15 protein-coding genes and 2 tRNA genes are annotated in these 15,727 nt (G+C 70.1%); 4 read left to right on the forward strand and 13 right to left on the reverse strand.

The genetic code is table 11. From position 1 onward, the window contains the following. Nucleotides 1-49: 49 nt before the first annotated feature. Together nadA and LPC04_RS10105 are read right to left on the reverse strand one after the other, a co-directional pair. A complete protein-coding gene (gene nadA, locus LPC04_RS10100; RefSeq protein WP_275682092.1) occupies nt 50-1,177 on the reverse strand; it encodes a quinolinate synthase NadA in 1,128 nt (375 codons plus the stop codon). Between the two features lie 79 nt (nt 1,178-1,256). Beyond that, nucleotides 1,257-1,976: a hypothetical protein gene (locus LPC04_RS10105; protein ID WP_275682093.1), complete on the reverse strand. Its 720-nt coding sequence runs from the start codon at nt 1,974-1,976 to the stop codon at nt 1,257-1,259. Between the two features lie 196 nt (nt 1,977-2,172). On the opposite strand from LPC04_RS10105, the gene LPC04_RS10110 reads away from it, so the two are divergent. Beyond that, a complete protein-coding gene (locus LPC04_RS10110; protein ID WP_275682094.1) occupies nt 2,173-3,903 on the forward strand; it encodes a thiamine pyrophosphate-binding protein in 1,731 nt (576 codons plus the stop codon). A 219-nt stretch (nt 3,904-4,122) separates the two neighbouring features. Beyond that, a complete protein-coding gene (locus LPC04_RS10115) occupies nt 4,123-4,344 on the forward strand; it encodes an RNA-binding S4 domain-containing protein (protein WP_275682095.1) in 222 nt (73 codons plus the stop codon). 32 nt (nt 4,345-4,376) lie between these two features. Here the strand turns inward: LPC04_RS10115 and LPC04_RS10120 are convergent, their stop codons facing one another. The 6 genes from LPC04_RS10120 to LPC04_RS10145 form a co-directional block, all read right to left on the reverse strand. Further along, complete coding sequence (locus LPC04_RS10120; RefSeq protein WP_275682096.1) at nt 4,377-4,811, reverse strand: hypothetical protein; 435 nt, start codon at nt 4,809-4,811, stop codon at nt 4,377-4,379. 62 nt (nt 4,812-4,873) lie between these two features. After that, nucleotides 4,874-4,950, reverse strand: a tRNA-Pro gene (locus tag LPC04_RS10125). A 12-nt stretch (nt 4,951-4,962) separates the two neighbouring features. Continuing rightward, on the reverse strand, nt 4,963-6,453 hold the full coding sequence (locus LPC04_RS10130; RefSeq protein WP_275682097.1) for a cobyric acid synthase: 1,491 nt from the start codon (nt 6,451-6,453) through the stop codon (nt 4,963-4,965). Continuing rightward, entirely contained in the window at nt 6,450-7,130 is a 681-nt protein-coding gene (locus LPC04_RS10135; protein ID WP_275682098.1) for a Dph6-related ATP pyrophosphatase, read from the reverse strand. Before LPC04_RS10135 ends, LPC04_RS10130 begins: the two co-directional genes overlap by 4 nt. 96 nt (nt 7,131-7,226) lie before the next feature. Next, nucleotides 7,227-7,303: transfer RNA gene (locus tag LPC04_RS10140), tRNA-Arg, on the reverse strand. 31 nt (nt 7,304-7,334) lie between these two features. Continuing rightward, on the reverse strand, nt 7,335-8,030 hold the full coding sequence (locus LPC04_RS10145; protein ID WP_275682099.1) for a glutathione S-transferase N-terminal domain-containing protein: 696 nt from the start codon (nt 8,028-8,030) through the stop codon (nt 7,335-7,337). Between the two features lie 42 nt (nt 8,031-8,072). Here LPC04_RS10145 and LPC04_RS10150 point away from each other — a divergent pair, with 42 nt between their 5' ends. Then, entirely contained in the window at nt 8,073-8,735 is a 663-nt protein-coding gene (locus LPC04_RS10150; protein WP_275682100.1) for a hypothetical protein, read from the forward strand. Here the strand turns inward: LPC04_RS10150 and LPC04_RS10155 are convergent. The 5 genes from LPC04_RS10155 to LPC04_RS10175 form a co-directional block, all read right to left on the reverse strand. Next, complete coding sequence (locus tag LPC04_RS10155; RefSeq protein ID WP_275682101.1) at nt 8,719-9,942, reverse strand: acyl-CoA dehydrogenase family protein; 1,224 nt, start codon at nt 9,940-9,942, stop codon at nt 8,719-8,721. The two genes, LPC04_RS10150 and LPC04_RS10155, sit on opposite strands and share 17 nt — an antisense overlap. A 1-nt stretch (nt 9,943) precedes the next feature. Beyond that, complete coding sequence (locus LPC04_RS10160) at nt 9,944-11,029, reverse strand: phosphotransferase (RefSeq protein ID WP_275682102.1); 1,086 nt, start codon at nt 11,027-11,029, stop codon at nt 9,944-9,946. Between the two features lie 57 nt (nt 11,030-11,086). Next, nucleotides 11,087-11,791, reverse strand: coding sequence for a Crp/Fnr family transcriptional regulator (locus LPC04_RS10165; RefSeq protein WP_275682103.1), 705 nt, complete (start codon nt 11,789-11,791; stop codon nt 11,087-11,089). 66 nt (nt 11,792-11,857) lie between these two features. Then, nucleotides 11,858-12,532 carry a histidine phosphatase family protein gene (locus LPC04_RS10170; protein ID WP_275682656.1) on the reverse strand — a complete coding sequence of 225 codons (675 nt, stop codon included), beginning with the start codon at nt 12,530-12,532 and terminating at the stop codon, nt 11,858-11,860. 107 nt (nt 12,533-12,639) lie between these two features. Then, nucleotides 12,640-13,419, reverse strand: a complete 780-nt coding sequence (locus tag LPC04_RS10175; RefSeq protein WP_275682104.1) for an oxepin-CoA hydrolase, alternative type — start codon at nt 13,417-13,419, stop codon at nt 12,640-12,642. A 213-nt stretch (nt 13,420-13,632) separates the two neighbouring features. Here LPC04_RS10175 and LPC04_RS10180 point away from each other — a divergent pair, with 213 nt between their 5' ends. Further along, nucleotides 13,633-15,726, forward strand: a complete 2,094-nt coding sequence (locus LPC04_RS10180) for a type IV pilus assembly protein FimV (protein ID WP_275682105.1) — start codon at nt 13,633-13,635, stop codon at nt 15,724-15,726. Nucleotide 15,727: the final 1 nt, after the last annotated feature.

Raw genomic sequence — 15,727 nt, forward strand, 5'->3', positions numbered from 1 at the left:
CTCCGTCGCCGTCGTGCCGGACTCGTGGCCCGTCGCGGCTTGTTGTGTTTCAGGCGGCTCCGATGCCCGGCACCAGGCCCGGCGCGGTGTTGTTCTTGGCGGGCTTGGCGATCGCGGCCGGGTTGGCGGCGACGAAGTCCAGCATGCGTTCGATGCAGCCCAGCGCCTCGGCGCGGGTCGGCTCGGGAACCTCGATGGCGCCGCTGCCGCTCTCCAGGCAGTCGACCAGCCCCTGCAGGCTGTTCATCGCCATCCACGGGCAGTGCGCGCAGCTCTTGCACGTCGCCGAGTTGCCGGCCGTGGGCGCCTCGATCAGCGTCTTGCCCGGCGCCAGCTGGCGCATGCGGTGCAGGATGCCGTTGTCGGTGGCGACGATGTATTCGGCCGCGTCGCCGTGGATGACGGCATTGAGCATCTGCGAGGTCGAGCCGACCACGTCGGCCATCTGCACGACGCTCTTCGGCGACTCCGGATGCACCAGGATCATCGCCTTCGGATGCTGTTCCTTCAGCAGCTCGAGCTCGAGTCCCTTGAACTCGTCGTGCACGATGCAGGCGCCGTTCCACAGCAGCATGTCGGCGCCGGTCTCCTCCTGGATGTAGCGGCCCAGGTGGCGGTCGGGTGCCCACAGGATCTTCTTGCCCTGCGACTTCAGGTGGTTGACGACGGCCAGCGCGCACGAGCTCGTCACCATCCAGTCGGCGCGCGCCTTCACGGCGGCGCTGGTGTTGGCGTAGACCACGACGGTGCGGTCGGGATGGGCGTCGCAGAACGTCGCGAAGTCGTCGGCGGGGCAGCCGAGATCCAGCGAGCAGGTGGCGTCGAGGTCGGGCATCAGCACGCGCTTGGCCGGCGACAGGATCTTCGACGTCTCGCCCATGAAGCGCACGCCGGCGACGACGAGCGTCTTCTGCGGGGCGTCGCGGCCGAAGCGCGCCATCTCGAGCGAATCGGCGACGCAGCCGCCGGTCTCGAGCGCCAGGTCCTGCAGGTCGCCGTCGACGTAGTAGTGGGCGACGAGGACGGCGTCATGCTGCTTGAGGAGTTCCTTGGCGCGGGCCTTGAGCCGGGTGCGCTGGTCGGCGCTGGGCGTGGGCATCACCTTGGCCCAGGCATTGGCGGTGCAGGTGGCGCCGGTGGCGTCCTGGAGGGAATATTCGTACGTGGCTTGTGTCATGGCTGCATCCGCCGGAGACGGCGGCACGCCATCGTAGCCCAAGGGCAGAAGGATGCCGGGCGTCAGGGGCTCAGCCGCCTCAACTTCCGACCCAGGCCTCGTAGAGCTGGTTCCAGACGTTGGTGACCGAACGCGTGAGCGGGCGCGCGTGCAGCAGGCGCGGGCGCACCGGCCAGTCGCGGGCCTCGACCAGGTCTTCCAGGCCGCGGTGCTCCGGGCTCAGGTAGAACTGCCAGCGCACGCCGGCGGCGAACGGCAGCTGTGCCAGGCGGTGCATCTCGTCGATCAGCGAGACCGCCTCGTGGCTGGGCATCGGGCCGATCAGCACCGAGCAGATCTGCGAGTGCGACAGCAGCGCGCCGAAGATGGCGCGGCGGTCGACAGGCTTGGCGTCGCCGTGCAGGCAGCGCACCAGACGGTGCGGGCCGTTGCCTGCGGGCAACAGGGTTTCGTCGACGACCGCGCGGATCTGGAGGCCGCCGCGCGAATGCACGCGCAGGCGGTCGACCGGCGAGCCGGTGGCGTCGGACAGCGTCTGCATCATGCCGTGCGCCCAGACGCCGGCCGGGTCGATCACCAGCATGGCGCTGACTTCGGGCGACGATGCCAGGTGGGCATGCAGCGCCAGCGCGCCTTGCTCGCTCTCCGGCACTTCCACCGTCTGGCCCAGGGCACCCGCCGAGTCGAACATCGAGGCCGGGCCGGAGCGGCGATCCTTGCCGGGCAGCACCAACGGCGCCAGCTGCGCGCGCAGCTTGCGCAGAGGTGCAGGGAAGGCGAGGACGGACGGTCGCGACATGGGAGATGAGCTTACTCGGAGAGCCGTTCGCACCTGAATCCAAGTTGTTTAAGGATGTGACTTCCTTGTCGGGAACGGCCGATAGTTCTTGCAGTGCACCAAGAGCGCGGCAATGGCTGTTCCCGGAGTGGGCTTCGTGCACCTGCTTGCACCCGGCTACCATCGCTTTCCTTCCACGCCTGTTCAGCCTCACGCCATGTCCTCAGTTGCCCTCGGCACCCCCGCCCGACTCGCCGGCCATGCCCTCGTGGAGGCGTTGATCGCGCAAGGCGTCGACACGGTGTTCGGCGTGCCGGGCGAGAGCTTTCTCGCGGCGCTCGACGGCTTCCACGAGCACCGCGACCGCATCCGCTTCGTCGCCTGCCGCCACGAGGGCGGCGCCGCCTTCATGGCCGAGGCCCACGGCAAGCTGACGGGCCGGCCCGGCGTCTGCTTCGTCACGCGTGGCCCCGGCGCGACCAACGCCAGCATCGGCGTGCACGTCGCCTTCCAGGACTCGACGCCCATGATCCTGCTGGTGGGCCAGGTCGCGTCCGACCAGCGCGATCGCGAGGCGTTCCAGGAGATCGACTACCGGCAGATGTTCGGCCCGGGCACGCTGGGCCTGGCCAAGTGGGTCGGCGAGGTGCACGCGCCCGGGCGCCTGCCCGAATACGTCGCGCGCGCCTTCCGCACCGCGATGCAGGGCCGGCCGGGGCCGGTGGTGCTGGCGCTGCCGGAGGACATGCTGTCGGCGCCCACCGATGCGCCGGTGCTCGCGCACGTCGAGCCGGCGCGCGCGCATCCCGACCCGCACGTCGTCGAGCAGTTCCGCCAGTTGCTGATCAAGTCGCAGCGCCCGTTCGCGATCGTCGGCGGCAGCGGCTGGACGGCCGATTCGGCCTGCGACTTCGAGCGCTTCGTCGAGGATTGGGAGATTCCCGTGGGCTGCGCGTTCCGCTTCCAGGACGTGTTCGACAACCGCCACCGCCTGTATGCGGGCGACGTCGGCATCGGCATCGCCCCGAAGCTGGCGCAGCGCATCCGCGAGTCCGATCTCATCCTGGCGGTGGGCGTCCGGCTCGGGGAAATGACCACCGGTGGTTACACATTGATCGAGGCGCCGGTACCGCGCCAGCCGCTCGTGCACATCCATGCGGGCGCGGAAGAGCTCGGGCGGGTCTACCAGCCGGCCATCGCGCTGCAGTGCTCGATGGCGGCGATCGGGGGCGCGCTGGAGGAGGTCGATCCCCCGACGCCGCGTTCCCCGGCCGAAGGCGCGCAGGCCCATGCCGACTACCTGGCCAACCTGCAGGCGACGCCGGTCGAGCCGATGGACCTGGCCGTGGTCGTCAAGACCATCGAGTCGCTGGCCCCGGCCGGCGCGATCTACACCAACGGCGCCGGCAACTACGCGGGCTGGCTGCACCGCTTCCACCAGTACACGAGCCTGCAACGCGAGGGCCGCACCCAGCTCGCGCCCACCGCGGGCGCGATGGGCTACGGCGTGCCGGCGGCGATCGCGGCCAACCTGCTGTTTCCTGGCCGCACCGCCATCGCGATCGCCGGCGACGGCGACTTCCTGATGACCGGGCAGGAACTCGCGACGGCCATCGCGCACGGGGCCGGGCAGGGCGCCGGCCGGCTGGTGGTGGTCGTCGTCGACAACGGCACCTACGGCACGATCCGCATGCACCAGGAACGCGACTTCCCGGCGCGCGTCAGCGGCACGGCGCTGAGCAACCCGGACTTCGTCCAGCTCGCCCATGCCTACGGCTGGCGCTCGGAGCGGGTCGAGGCGACCGCGCAGTTCGAGCCGGCCTTCGCGCGCGCCCTGGAGGCGGGCGCGCCCACGCTGCTGCACGTGCTCCTGCCGGCGGACGTCAGCACCTCGCGGACGACGCTCAGCGCGCTGCGCGAGGCGGCGCTCGCTCGAAAGGGCGGTTAGCACGGCCGTGGCGTAACGTTTGTTTCCGGGCACGCCGGCGAGGCGTTGTCCTACACAAAGGCGATTCACGCTGGTCGAAACTGTGGTTTCCGGCGGCGCACCTCCTCCCTCCCTCCTCTTTGGTCGCCGGTCTCAGCCCGGCCCTGTGCCGGGCTCTTTTCTTTGTGCGCCCGAAATGGCGTTACGCTGGCGACCCTTTTCGATTCGCCGAGACATCCCATGGATCCCATTGCCTTCGACCTGCGCGGCGACCACATCACGCTGGACGCGCTGCTCAAGGCCGCGGGCCTGGCCGGCAGCGGCGGCGAGGCCAAGATGCTGATCCAGCAGGGCGGCGTGCGCGTCAACGGCGAGGTCGACCTGCGGCGCGGCCGCAAGGTGCGCGCGGGCGACGAGGTCGCGGTGGGCGAACGGCGCGTCGCGGTGCGCCCGGCGGCCTGAATCGGCGCTTGCGTCTCGCGCGATCGCGCGAGTCAGCGCAGGAGGTTGCGCGACAGAAGCCTGACGAGGAAGGCGAGCAACGCCAGTTGCAGGCCGAAAGCGAGCAGGAAGATTCGGGGCTGATGCCAGCCGAACAGATGCCACGCCAGCGCGGCGCAGAACACGGTGTAGACGCCGAACGGGATGAATGCGAATCGCGAGCGCATCAGCATCGCCACGCCGGTGAGGATCATGGCCACGAAGGGCACGAGGAACAGCCACGGGCTCGACGACGGCTGGATGATGGCCAGGTCGGCGAGCCGATCCCACTGGCCATGGAGCCAGACCAGCGAGGACGCGCCGAGAAGGCACAAGGCCGCGCCGATCACGACGCGCAACACGAGGTCGAACGGGAACGGCAGTGCCTTGGCGGGCGATGCCGCGACCTGGACGGACGTCTGCGGCGGCTCGTACGGGTTTCTGTCCATCCTCGTGCGGTGCCCGGCCAGCGCCGCGCACCGCGCGGGCTGCCGTCAGGTCTTGAAGTGAATGGTCGGGGCGGCGGGATTCGAACTCGCGACCCTCTGGTCCCAAACCAGATGCGCTACCAGGCTGCGCTACGCCCCGAAGCTCGCTATTCTACCTGCTCGGGGACAGCAGCCGATCCAGCAGCGCGCGATCGAGTTGTTCGTCGACGAGATCGGCGAGCCGGTCGAAGCTGTCGTCCAGCGCCGGCGCGCTCGCGCCCCACATCGCGCGCAGCAAGGCGGGCGACTCGAACAGCCCGTGCGCGTAGACGCCCAGCACGTTGCCGCGCTGCCAGCCGATGGCCTCGCGGTCGGCATCGCGCAGCGCGACCGACGCGGGCGGCAGGTCGGGGTGGGGCACGGTGACGCCGCAGTGGATCTCGTAGCCCGTCGCCTCGACGCCGGCCCACGGCGACCAGGCGCCCGTTGTCAGCCCGAAGTGCAAGGTCGTGCGGCGCACGCGCTTGTCGCGCTCGTAGCGCGTGACCAGCGGCAGCAGTCCCAGGCCCGGGCCGTTGAAGCCGGCGTCGCCGTCGTGGCCGTCCGGGTCGACCAGCGCCTCGCCCAGCATCTGCAGGCCACCGCAGATGCCCAGCACCGGACGGCCGGCGGCGGCGTGCCGCGCGATGGCGGCGTCCAGGCCTTGCCGACGCAGCCATGCGAGGTCGCCGCTGACCTGCTTGGAGCCGGGCAGCACGATCCAGTCCGCGCCGGAAAGCTCGGCCTCGTCGCGTGCCCACGCGAGCTGCACGCCGGGCTGGCGGCGCAGCGGCTCGAATTCGTCGAGGTTGCTGATGTGCGGCGGACACAGCACGGCGATGCGCAGCCGGCCGGCCCTGGTCGCGCGCGGGTCGCCGGCATCGAACAGGCCGTCCTCGTCGGGCAGGCCGTGGTCGCGCACCATCGGGATCACGCCGGCGAGCGGCACGCCGGTCAGGCGCTGCAGATCGCGCGGGCCGGGCTCCAGCAGCGCGGCGTCGCCGCGGAACTTGTTCAGCACGAAGCCGCGCAGCGAGCCGCGCAGGTCGTCGGGCAGCAGGGCCCAGGTGCCGTAGAGATGCGCGAACGCGCCGCCGCGGTCGATGTCGGCCACCAGCAGGCCGTCGAACGCGCCCAGCCCGCAGGCCTGGCGCGCCGTGCCGAGGTTGACGTAGTCCTGCGGCGCGAGGTTGATCTCGGCGGGCGAGCCCGCGCCTTCGATGACGACCAGCTCGCAGGTGCCGGCCAGCCGTCGCAGGCTTTCGCGCGCGGCGGCCGCCAGCGTCGCGCTGCGCTCGCGCCAGCCCATGCGGCCGAGCGCGGCGTCGACGCGTCCGTGCACGACGACCTGGCTCGCGGTGTCGCGCTCGGGCTTGAGCAGCACGGGATTCATGTCGACGCCCGGCTCCGTGCCCGCGGCCAGGGCCTGGAAATACTGCGCGGCGCCGATCTCGGCGCCCAGGCCGTCGAGGCCGGCGACGACGCGCGCGTTGTTGCTCATGTTCTGCGCCTTGAACGGCTTGACCGCCGTGCCGCGGCGCGCCGCCGCGCGGCACAGCGCCGTCGCGAGCCAGCTCTTGCCGGCGCCGCTGGACGTGCCCCAGACCATCACGAAGCGCGTCATGCCGGCCCCGCCAGCGACAGCGGCTGGAACACGAACTCGGTCGGCGCGAACGGCGGCTGCGACGCGACGCGGCGCTGCGGTGCGTCGACCACGCGCAGCGGCGCCGCGAAGCCCGGGCCGCCCGTCACGAAGGTGTGGAACTCGCCGTCCTCGCCGCACGGGCACACGCCCGCGGGCAGGCGCGCGAGGAAGGCGGCGTCGTAGTCCGCGCCGCAGTACGACGCGTCGAGCCAGCGCGTGTCCACGCAGACGACGCGCGCCCGCACGCCGCGCGCGACGAGCTCGCGCGCGAGCGCTTCGCGCGTCTCGCGCCACAGCGGAAACAGCGCGACGAGCCCCGCGCGCTCGCACGCGGGCGCGAGCCAGTCGCGATGGGCCTGCAGGTCGATGTCGCCGAAGACCATGTGCGTGTGGCCGGACGCGGCGACCTCCCGCAGGCCGGCATCGAAGCGCGCGGCGTATTCGCCCGGCGGCACGCGCACGCTCCTCGACTCGCCACCGAGCGCGCGCACCTGCGCCGCGATGAGGTCGGGCGGCAGCGCGTGCGACTTGCTCGTGCCGTCCTCGTCGCACATCGTCACGAAGGTGGTGACGGCCAGGCTATGCTCGCGCGCACGCATCAGCGCGAGCCACGAGTCCTTGCCGGCGCTCCAGCTGATGGCGCAGCGTGCGGTCATCGGCGGCGCCGCGGCGGCAGCCCCTCGACGATCAGCACGCTGCAGGCGGCGAGGGCTTTGAGCATGCGTGCGTCGGGATCGAAGGAGCGGAGTAGGTGGCCTGCCCAGAGGGACTCGAACCCCCGACCTGTTGCTTAGAAGGCAACTGCTCTATCCAGTTGAGCTATGGGCAGTCTCGTGCAGCCCGCGATTCTATCGGCCCGCTCATCGGCGCGCGTACTGCGTCTGCCCGAACAGCATCTCGCGCGCCTTCGGATCGACGTCGAGCGGCCGGCGCTGGCCGGTGAGGACGTCCACGCCGCGGATCACGGCGGGTCGGGCGGAGATCTCGTCGAACCAGCCCTTCAGGTGCGGGAAGTCGGCCCACGAGATGCCCTGGTTCTTCCACGAGCGCAGCCACGGGAAGATGGCCATGTCGGCGATGCCGTAGTCCTTGCCGCCGATGTAGCGCGACTTCGCGAGGCGCTTGTCCATCACGCCGTACAGGCGGCGCGCCTCGTTGGTGTAGCGGTCGACGGCATAGGCGATCTTCTCGGGCGCGTAGATGCGGAAGTGGTGCGCCTGGCCCAGCATCGGGCCGACGCCGCCCATCTGGAACATCAGCCACTGCAGCATCTCGTAGCGCTCGGCGACGCTCTCGGGCAGGAAGCGGCCCGTCTTGCCCGCGAGGTACAGCAGGATCGCGCCCGATTCGAACAGGCTGATCGGCTTGCCGTCGGGGCCGTCGGGATCGACGATGGCAGGGATCTTGTTGTTCGGACTGATCTTGAGGAAGTCCGGCTTGAACTGGTCGCCCGCGCCGATGTCGACCGCGTGCACGCGATACGGCAGGCCGCATTCTTCGAGCATGATGTGGACCTTGTGGCCGTTCGGCGTGGCCCACGAATACACTTCGATCATCGGATGCCTCCTCGAGGGGCTGGTGACGAACAATACAACATCATGCTTGACGCGGTGCGGCGATGGTTGACGTGGGGAGGGGCGCTTCCCAATTGGGAGGACTTCGTCGCCTGGGCCCGCGACCACCAGTGGACGCTCAAGCGCACCATCGCGCACGACGGCTGGGCCATGGATCACAACCCGGCGCACGCGGGCTGGCGCATCGAATGGGGCCCGGCGCAGCGCAGCTTCATGAGCAGCCACGAGTTCCGCATCCGCTTCGAGGTCGCGCAGAACTCCGACGTGCAGGCGCTGGTGCTGGATCGGCCGCTGCTGGCGCGCCTCGACCACGAGGTCTATGCGCAGTTCACCGACAACGTGCAGACCCGTCTCGACGAAGAGACGCCCGAGGAGATGCGCTGGCTCGCGATGCACGCCAAGCTGAGCCCCAACCAGATGGGCGTGCCGCTGCGCGACCGCTATGGCGCGATCAGCAACGACGCGGCCTGGGTCTCGCACTGGCTGGCCGGCCCGATCGCCGACGCGCTGAAGCAGCGCGCCGAAGCGATGCCGATCGAGGCGGTGTCGGCCGAGCCGTTCATCCTGCGGCTGTCGCGCGGCCAGGTCGTGATCCGGCAGGCGGCCGCGACGCCGCGCGCGCACGTGCTGGAGACCTGCATCGCCGTGGCCGAGGCCGTCGACGCCGCGCTCAGGAAGACTGCCTGAGCTTTCCCAGCTCGATCTTGGCGATCGAGTTGCGGTGCACCTCGTCGGGGCCGTCGGCGAAACGCAGCGTGCGGGCGATCGTGTAGAAGTAGGCCAGCGGCGCGTCCTCCGACATGCCCATCGCGCCGAACACCTGCATCGCCCAGTCGATGACGCGGCAGGCCATGTTGGGCGCGACGACCTTGATCATCGCGATCTCGGACTTGGCCGACTTGTTGCCCGCCACGTCCATCATCCACGCAGCCTTGAGCGTGAGCAGGCGCGCCATGTCGATCTGGCAGCGCGCCTCGGCGATGCGCTCCTGCGTCACCGTCTGCCTGGACAGCGGCTTGCCGAACGCGACGCGCTCCGACGCCCGCTCGCACATCAGCTCGAGCGCGCGTTCGGCCAGGCCGATCAGGCGCATGCAGTGGTGGATGCGGCCGGGGCCCAACCGGCCCTGGGCGATCTCGAACCCGCGGCCCTCTCCGAGCAGGATGTTGGAGACCGGCACGCGCACGTCGTCGAAGGCCACTTCCATGTGGCCGTGCGGCGCGTCGTCGTAGCCGAACACGGTCAGCGGACGCAGCACCTTGACGCCGGGCGCGTCGGCCGGCACGAGGATCATCGACTGCTGCGAATGCGACGGCGCCTCCGGGTCGGACTTGCCCATGAAGATGTAGACCGCGCAGCGCGGGTCGCCCGCGCCCGACGTCCACCACTTGCGGCCGTTGAGCACGTACTCGTCGCCGTCGCGAGCGATGCTGGCCTGGATGTTGGTCGCGTCCGACGACGCCACTGCCGGCTCGGTCATCGCGAAGGCGCTGCGAATCTTCCCTTCCAGCAAGGGTTCGAGCCAGCGCTGCTGGTGCTCGGGCGTGCCGTAGCGAACGAGCACCTCCATGTTGCCGGTGTCGGGCGCGGAGCAGTTGAAGACCTCGCTGGCCCACGGCGTGCGGCCCATGATCTCGGCCAGCGGCGCGTAGTCCTGGTTCGACAGGCCCGCGCCGCGCTCGCTGTCGGGCAGGAACAGGTTCCAGAGCCCGGCGGCGCGTGCCTTGGCCTTCAGATCCTCGATCAGCTGCAGCGGCGTCCAGCGCCTGCCGGCCGCGGTGTTGGCCGCGATCTCCTCGAAGTAGCGCGGCTCGGCGGGCGTGATGTGCTCGGCGAAGAAGGCGAGCAGGCGTTGCTGCAGGTCGACGGTGCGGGGCGAGTAGCTGAAGTCCATGTCAGGCCTTGTTGGCGAATTGCCAGGCGAGTTCGGCGAGCGGCCGCGCGCCGGCGGCCGTCGTGCGCGCCTGCGCGCTCGAGGCGGTGCCGTCGACGACACGGCGCGCGATGCCTTGCAGGATGGCCGCGAGGCGGAACAGGTTGTAGGCGAGGTAGAAGTTCCAGTCGGCCAGCAGCGCGTCGGGGTCGGCGCGGCCGGTGCGCTCGCAGTAGCGGCGCACGTAGTCGCGCTCGGACGGGATGCCGAGCGCCGCGTGGTCTAGGCCGGCGATACCCCTGAACGTACCCGGCGGGATGTGCCAGGCCATGCAGTGGTAGCTGAAGTCGCCCAGCGGATGGCCGAGCGTCGACAGCTCCCAGTCGAGCACCGCCAGCACGCGCGGCTCGGTCGGGTGGAAGATCAGGTTGTCCATGCGGTAGTCGCCATGCACGATGGATACCTGCGACTCGTCCATCGCGCTCGCGGGCATGTGCGCGGGCAGCCACTCGATCAGGCGGTCCATGGCCTCGATCGGGTCGGTGATCGAGGCCTGGTACTGCTTGGTCCAGCGGCCGATCTGGCGCGCGAAGAAGTTGCCGGGCTTGCCGTAGTCGGCCAGGCCGATGGCGTTCACGTCGACGCTGTGCATCGCCGCGATCACGCGGTTCATCTCGTCGTAGATCGCGCCGCGTTGCGCCGGCGCCATGCCCGGCAGGGCCTGGTCCCAGAGCACGCGGCCGTCGACGAAGTCCATCACGTAGAACGCGCGGCCGATGACGGACTCGTCCTCGCACAGCAGGTGCATCTTCGCGACCGGCACGTCGGTGCCCGCGAGCGCGTCCATCACGCGGTACTCGCGTTCGACGGCATGCGCCGACGGCAGCAGTTTCGCGACGGGGCCCGGCTTGGATCGCATCACGTACGAACGCGACGGCGTGACGAGCTTGTACGTCGGATTGGACTGGCCGCCCTTGAACTGCTCCACGCTCAACGGGCCGGCGAAGCCGTCCAGGTTCTTCGCGAGATACGCCTCGAGGGCGGCAATGTCGAAGCGATGGCTGTCGGCGACCGGGCGGGTGCCGGTGTTCTGTTCTGTCTGGTTCATCGAAAATGTCTCGATCGTTGTTGTCGTTCAACGCACCGGAGACCTGTCCGATGCAGCTTATCGTTCGGCGGCGTGCACGAGCTTCTCGCGCGAGAGCACGACGATGCGGGTCGGCTCGATGCGCAATGCGCCTTCGCGCTCAAGCTCCTTGAGCTCCTGGTTGACGCGCTGGCGCGACGCGCCCACCAGTTGCGCCAGGTCTTCCTGCGCGAGCTGCAGGCCGATGCGCACCTCGTCGCCCTGGTTGATGCCGTAGCTCTTGGCCAGCATCAGGATGTTCTTGGCCAGGCGCGCGGACAGCGGCCGCGTGTTCAGGTCCTCGACGAGGTTGAACATGATGCGCAGCCGGCGGCAGTTCAGGCGCAGCAGCGCGTCGTACAGCTCGACGTGCTGCTGCAGCAGGTCCTTGAAGTCGGCCTTGCGCACCGACAGCAGCGTGGTGGCGCCGTGCGCATCGGCGTCGTGCGTGCGCGGCAGGCCGTCGAACAGCGCGATGTCGCCGAACCAGGTGCCCGGCTCGACGTAGGTCAGCGAGACCTGCTTGCCCGACATCGACACCGAGCTGACGCGCACCGCGCCCTTGGCCACGCCGCACCAGTCTTCCGCGGGCGATCCGCGCGAGGCCAGCGGCGCGCCGTCCGCCAGCCGTCGCACGACGGCACGCGACAGGATCGCGGCGCGCAGTTCCTCGGACAGTTTGGAGAACCATGGCCCCGCGTCGATGTTGTTCTGTTCTTCGATTGTAAGAATCGGGTTGTTCATTCCTAGTCCCAGACGCGACAGCGGCGGGCCCGCCTGGCGCGGGTCCGCGATGCTTCGATTGTCGTCTCAAACCGGAATATCCCCCGCGCGCAGGTACTGCGCCAGCAGCTTCTCCATGGTCGTGTAGCGCTCGCGCTCGTGCAGCCATTGCGTGGGTGCGAGGTTGGTGCCGCGCACGACGATGTCGCCGGCGCCGATGTCCAGCACGTTGATGCAGGCCGGCGACTGCTCCAGGCGGCCGAGGAAGGTCCGTCCGCCCGTCAGCGCGTGGCCCAGCAGCGCGCGGTTGATGCCGCCGTGCAGCACCAGCAGCGCGCAGTGCCAGGACGGATCGGCCAGCAGCTCGTCGAACGCCGGCAGGCAGCGGTCCATCATCGCGCCGACCGTCTCGCCGCCCAGGAACCGCAAGGTTTCGACGTCGGCCGCGGCGCTGAAGACACCGGTGAACGCGGCGCGCAGCTGCTCGCGCGGGATCGAATCGAGGCGGCCGGGGCGGATCTCCTCGAGCCGCGGATCGTGCGCGATCGCCGTGTCCTGGCCGGCGGCGGCCAGGACGCGCCGCGCGGTCTCGACGGTGCGCGCCAGGCCGCTCACCAGCACGCGGTCGAAGCGCACGCCCGCGGCGGCGAACAGCGCGCCGGCGGCGTCCGCCTGCGCGCGGCCAGCGTCGTTCAGCGGCACCGTGTGCGGCGGGACGGGCGTCCCATCGGCGGTGAAATAGTCGACCGAGCCGTGCCGCATGAGGTAGAGGCGGCGTCGGACGGGCAGTTGCGGGGCAGGGCGGTCGGCGGGCAAGGGGAAATTCCGTTGGTTATGCAGTTCGATGCCGCCGACTCGCGCAAGAATCGTCAGCGGAATACCGGCAGGCGTTTCTCGAAGAAGGCCTTCAAACCCTCGTCGCCGTTGTCGTGGAACAGGTTGACGATGAATTGCCGGCGTTCCGCCTCGAGGTGTTCGCCCAGCGGCGACAGGGCGGCGCGGGCGACCAGTTCCTTGGCGCCGGCGACGGCGTTCGGGGCCATCGCGGCGAGCTTGTCGGCCAGGGCCAGAGCTTCGGCGAGCGCCTGGCCCTTGTCTGTCACGCGGTTGACAAGCCCCAGCGCATGCAGGCGTTCCGGCTTCATCGGGCCGGCCAGCCACAGCATCTCGAGCGCCACCGGCCGCGGCAGCATGCGCGCCACGTGCCAGGAGCCGCCGCCGTCCGGCGTCAGGCCGACCTTGCCGTAGGACATGACGAACTTGGCGTCCGACGCCGCGACCAGCAGGTCGCAGGCCAGCGCCAGCGACATTCCCCCGCCGGCCGCAAAACCCTCCACCGCGGCGATCGTGGGTTTCGGGAAAGCGCGCAGCGATTCGATCAATTGGTGGAACAACGCGATCGATTCCGACTGGGCTTGCGGGCCGGTCTTGCGCAATCCGATGATTCGATTCAGGTCGCCGCCGGCGCAGAAATGCTCGCCGTCGCCGCGCACGATGACTGCCCGGATGGAATCGTCGGATTCCGCGACGTTCAGCGCCTCGACGCCTGCCGAGTAGACCTGGGGCGACAACGTGTTGCGGGTGGCGGGGTCGCTCAGGGTCAATATCAGGGTTGAACCTTCGCGGGAAGTCAGGAGTTCACTCGGCATTGGCGGCCTTCAGGATGGATACAGAAATTGGCGAAACCGGAGATATTCAACGAATTGCGCGTTGAACCATATGTCACGAATAAGCATCATTCTCCCCCGATGTTCCGGCGACAGTTTCTGTAAGCAACCGTGATAGAGTCGATCGGGTAATCTGTGGTGTCCACAGGAATGAAAAAACACTTTACCGCGCACATCATTTTCGCCGCGACCGCATTGGCGTCCCAACAAGCCTGGGCGCTGGGTTTCGGTCGCGCGGTTTCCGACGCGGTACTCGGCCAGGCGTTCACTTTCACGGTACCCATCCGCGTCGAACCGGGCGAGCATATCGGCCTGGAATGCCTGACGACCCAGGTTTACTACGGTGAGTCGCCGCTGCCGCCGACCCAGGTTCGCACGGAACTGCAACCGGGGACGGGCGACTACGCCTGGATCGTCAAGATCACGGCGAGCGCGCCGGTGGCGGAGCCGATCGTCGAGGTGGCACTCAACGCCAGCTGCGACCGGCCGTTCACGCGCCGCTTCTCGGTGTTCGCCGATCCGCCCAGCCTCGGCGCGACGACCGCGCAGCTGCCGCAGGTCGCGCCCGTCAATGCCGCGCCGGCGCCGGGCTCGCGCGTCGCGCAGGCCTCGCCGGCCGCGGCGCCGACCAGCGCGTTTTCCAATGCCTATGCAGCGCAGCGCGGCGCCAGCGCGGCGGGCAACGGGCGCGCGCGCGTCGTGCGCAAGGGCCCGACGATGGCGCTGGCCAACGAACTCAACGCACCGCCGGCGGCGGCGCCGTCCAGGCGCCACGTCGTCGCCGATGCCGGGAGCGCCCGCAAGCCGGGGCCGCGGGTCGCGCCACCGACCTCGGCCGAGGACGCCGCGCGCCTGGTGCTCGATCAGGGCGTGCCGCACCTCAAGCTCGACATGGAGGAGCCGATCATCCCGCCGCCGTCCGCCGCCTCGGGCGCGGCGATCGGCCTCGCGGATGCCGATGATCCCGACATCCGCCAGCTGAAGGCGCTCGACCAGAGCATCCAGGCGCTCAAGCACGACAACCAGGTGCAGCACGACGAGGCCGCCAGGCTGAAGGCGCAATTGGCGGAGGCGGAATCGCGCACTGACTGGGCGCCCTGGCTGCTGGGCCTGCTGGCGATCGCCGCCGCGGCCATCGCCGCGCTGGCGTGGAAGCTGCGCCAGCAGAACCGGATCGCGCACAGCGACTGGTTCAACCAGTCCCAACTGGGCCCGGCGTCGTCGGCCATGCCCGAACCCGAGCCGGTCGTCGAGGTCGTGCCGGTCGCGCCCGTCGCCGACACCCCGGCGCTGCCGACGCTGGAAGACTCGCTCCCCGAGCTGCCGCCCATCGACGAGAGCGACGCGCGCGGCGTACCCGTCGCACCCGACCACTCCGCCACGCGTCCGCTCGATCGCCAGACCATGGCCGCCGCGATGCGGCCCGCGCCCGAGCCGGCGCCCCGCGAGCTGTCGGTCGAGGAACTGCTCGACCTCGAGCAGCAGGCCGACTTCTTCATCGCGCTGGGCCAGGAGGACGCGGCGGTCGACCTGCTGATGTCGCACCTGCGCAGCGCCGGCGGCCAGAGCCCGCTGCCGTACACCAAGCTGCTCGAGATCTACAGGCGCCAGGGCGACCGCAGCGCCTACGAGCGCACCCGCGCGCGCTTCAACCGCCGCTTCAACGCCTACGCGCCCGACTGGGACACCGGCCCCACCGCCGGCCGCTCGCTGGAGGACTATCCCGAGACCATCGAGCTGCTCGAAAGCACCTGGGCCTCGCCGATCGACGCGATGGCGGTGCTCGAAGGACTGCTGTTCAAGCGCGACGACACCAGCGAGCTGTTCGACCTGCCGGCCTACCGCGACGTGCTGGTGCTGTACTCGCTGGCGCGCGACCTGTGGCAGAACGGCGGCGGCCACGGCGGCACGCAGATCGACGTCCTGCTGCCGCTGGGCGATTCCGAGCCCACCGCGGCGATGCCCGTCTATCCGAGCGCGCGCGAAGTCAACGAGAGCGCGCTGCCGGCTGGGGATCGCGGTCTCGACCTCGACTCGGTCGACGCCGAGGGCGATACCCGGCACGGCATGCTGACCAGCTTCGAGCTCACCGGCTTCGAGCCCGGGCACGGCGTCGCCCATCTCGATCTCGAGCTGCCGCAGGGCGACGTGCTGGTCGAGGGCGGGGACGTGCACGCGACGCTCGACGAGCTGAGCCTGTCGCCCGCCGCCGCGACCCGGCCCAAGCCGTCGCCGCTGGACTGGCACGAAGGCGATCCGCCCGACTCCGAGCTGCCGACCAGGCGCTGAA

It is taken from the genome of Scleromatobacter humisilvae (assembly GCF_023231945.1).
Classification (GTDB): Bacteria; Pseudomonadota; Gammaproteobacteria; order Burkholderiales; family Burkholderiaceae_C; genus Scleromatobacter; species Scleromatobacter humisilvae.

Bases quoted from the DNA above. Each gene is read 5' to 3' on its own strand.
- nadA (WP_275682092.1), bottom strand. From the start codon at position 1,177: ATGACACAAGCCACGTACGAATATTCCCTCCAGGACGCCACCGGCGCC.
- LPC04_RS10105 (WP_275682093.1), bottom strand. From the start codon at position 1,976: ATGTCGCGACCGTCCGTCCTCGCCTTCCCTGCACCTCTGCGCAAGCTG.
- LPC04_RS10110 (WP_275682094.1), top strand. From the start codon at position 2,173: ATGTCCTCAGTTGCCCTCGGCACCCCCGCCCGACTCGCCGGCCATGCC.
- LPC04_RS10115 (WP_275682095.1), top strand. From the start codon at position 4,123: ATGGATCCCATTGCCTTCGACCTGCGCGGCGACCACATCACGCTGGAC.
- LPC04_RS10120 (WP_275682096.1), bottom strand. From the start codon at position 4,811: ATGGACAGAAACCCGTACGAGCCGCCGCAGACGTCCGTCCAGGTCGCG.
- LPC04_RS10130 (WP_275682097.1), bottom strand. From the start codon at position 6,453: ATGACGCGCTTCGTGATGGTCTGGGGCACGTCCAGCGGCGCCGGCAAG.
- LPC04_RS10135 (WP_275682098.1), bottom strand. From the start codon at position 7,130: ATGACCGCACGCTGCGCCATCAGCTGGAGCGCCGGCAAGGACTCGTGG.
- LPC04_RS10145 (WP_275682099.1), bottom strand. From the start codon at position 8,030: ATGATCGAAGTGTATTCGTGGGCCACGCCGAACGGCCACAAGGTCCAC.
- LPC04_RS10150 (WP_275682100.1), top strand. From the start codon at position 8,073: ATGCTTGACGCGGTGCGGCGATGGTTGACGTGGGGAGGGGCGCTTCCC.
- LPC04_RS10155 (WP_275682101.1), bottom strand. From the start codon at position 9,942: ATGGACTTCAGCTACTCGCCCCGCACCGTCGACCTGCAGCAACGCCTG.
- LPC04_RS10160 (WP_275682102.1), bottom strand. From the start codon at position 11,029: ATGAACCAGACAGAACAGAACACCGGCACCCGCCCGGTCGCCGACAGC.
- LPC04_RS10165 (WP_275682103.1), bottom strand. From the start codon at position 11,791: ATGAACAACCCGATTCTTACAATCGAAGAACAGAACAACATCGACGCG.
- LPC04_RS10170 (WP_275682656.1), bottom strand. From the start codon at position 12,532: ATGCGGCACGGCTCGGTCGACTATTTCACCGCCGATGGGACGCCCGTC.
- LPC04_RS10175 (WP_275682104.1), bottom strand. From the start codon at position 13,419: ATGCCGAGTGAACTCCTGACTTCCCGCGAAGGTTCAACCCTGATATTG.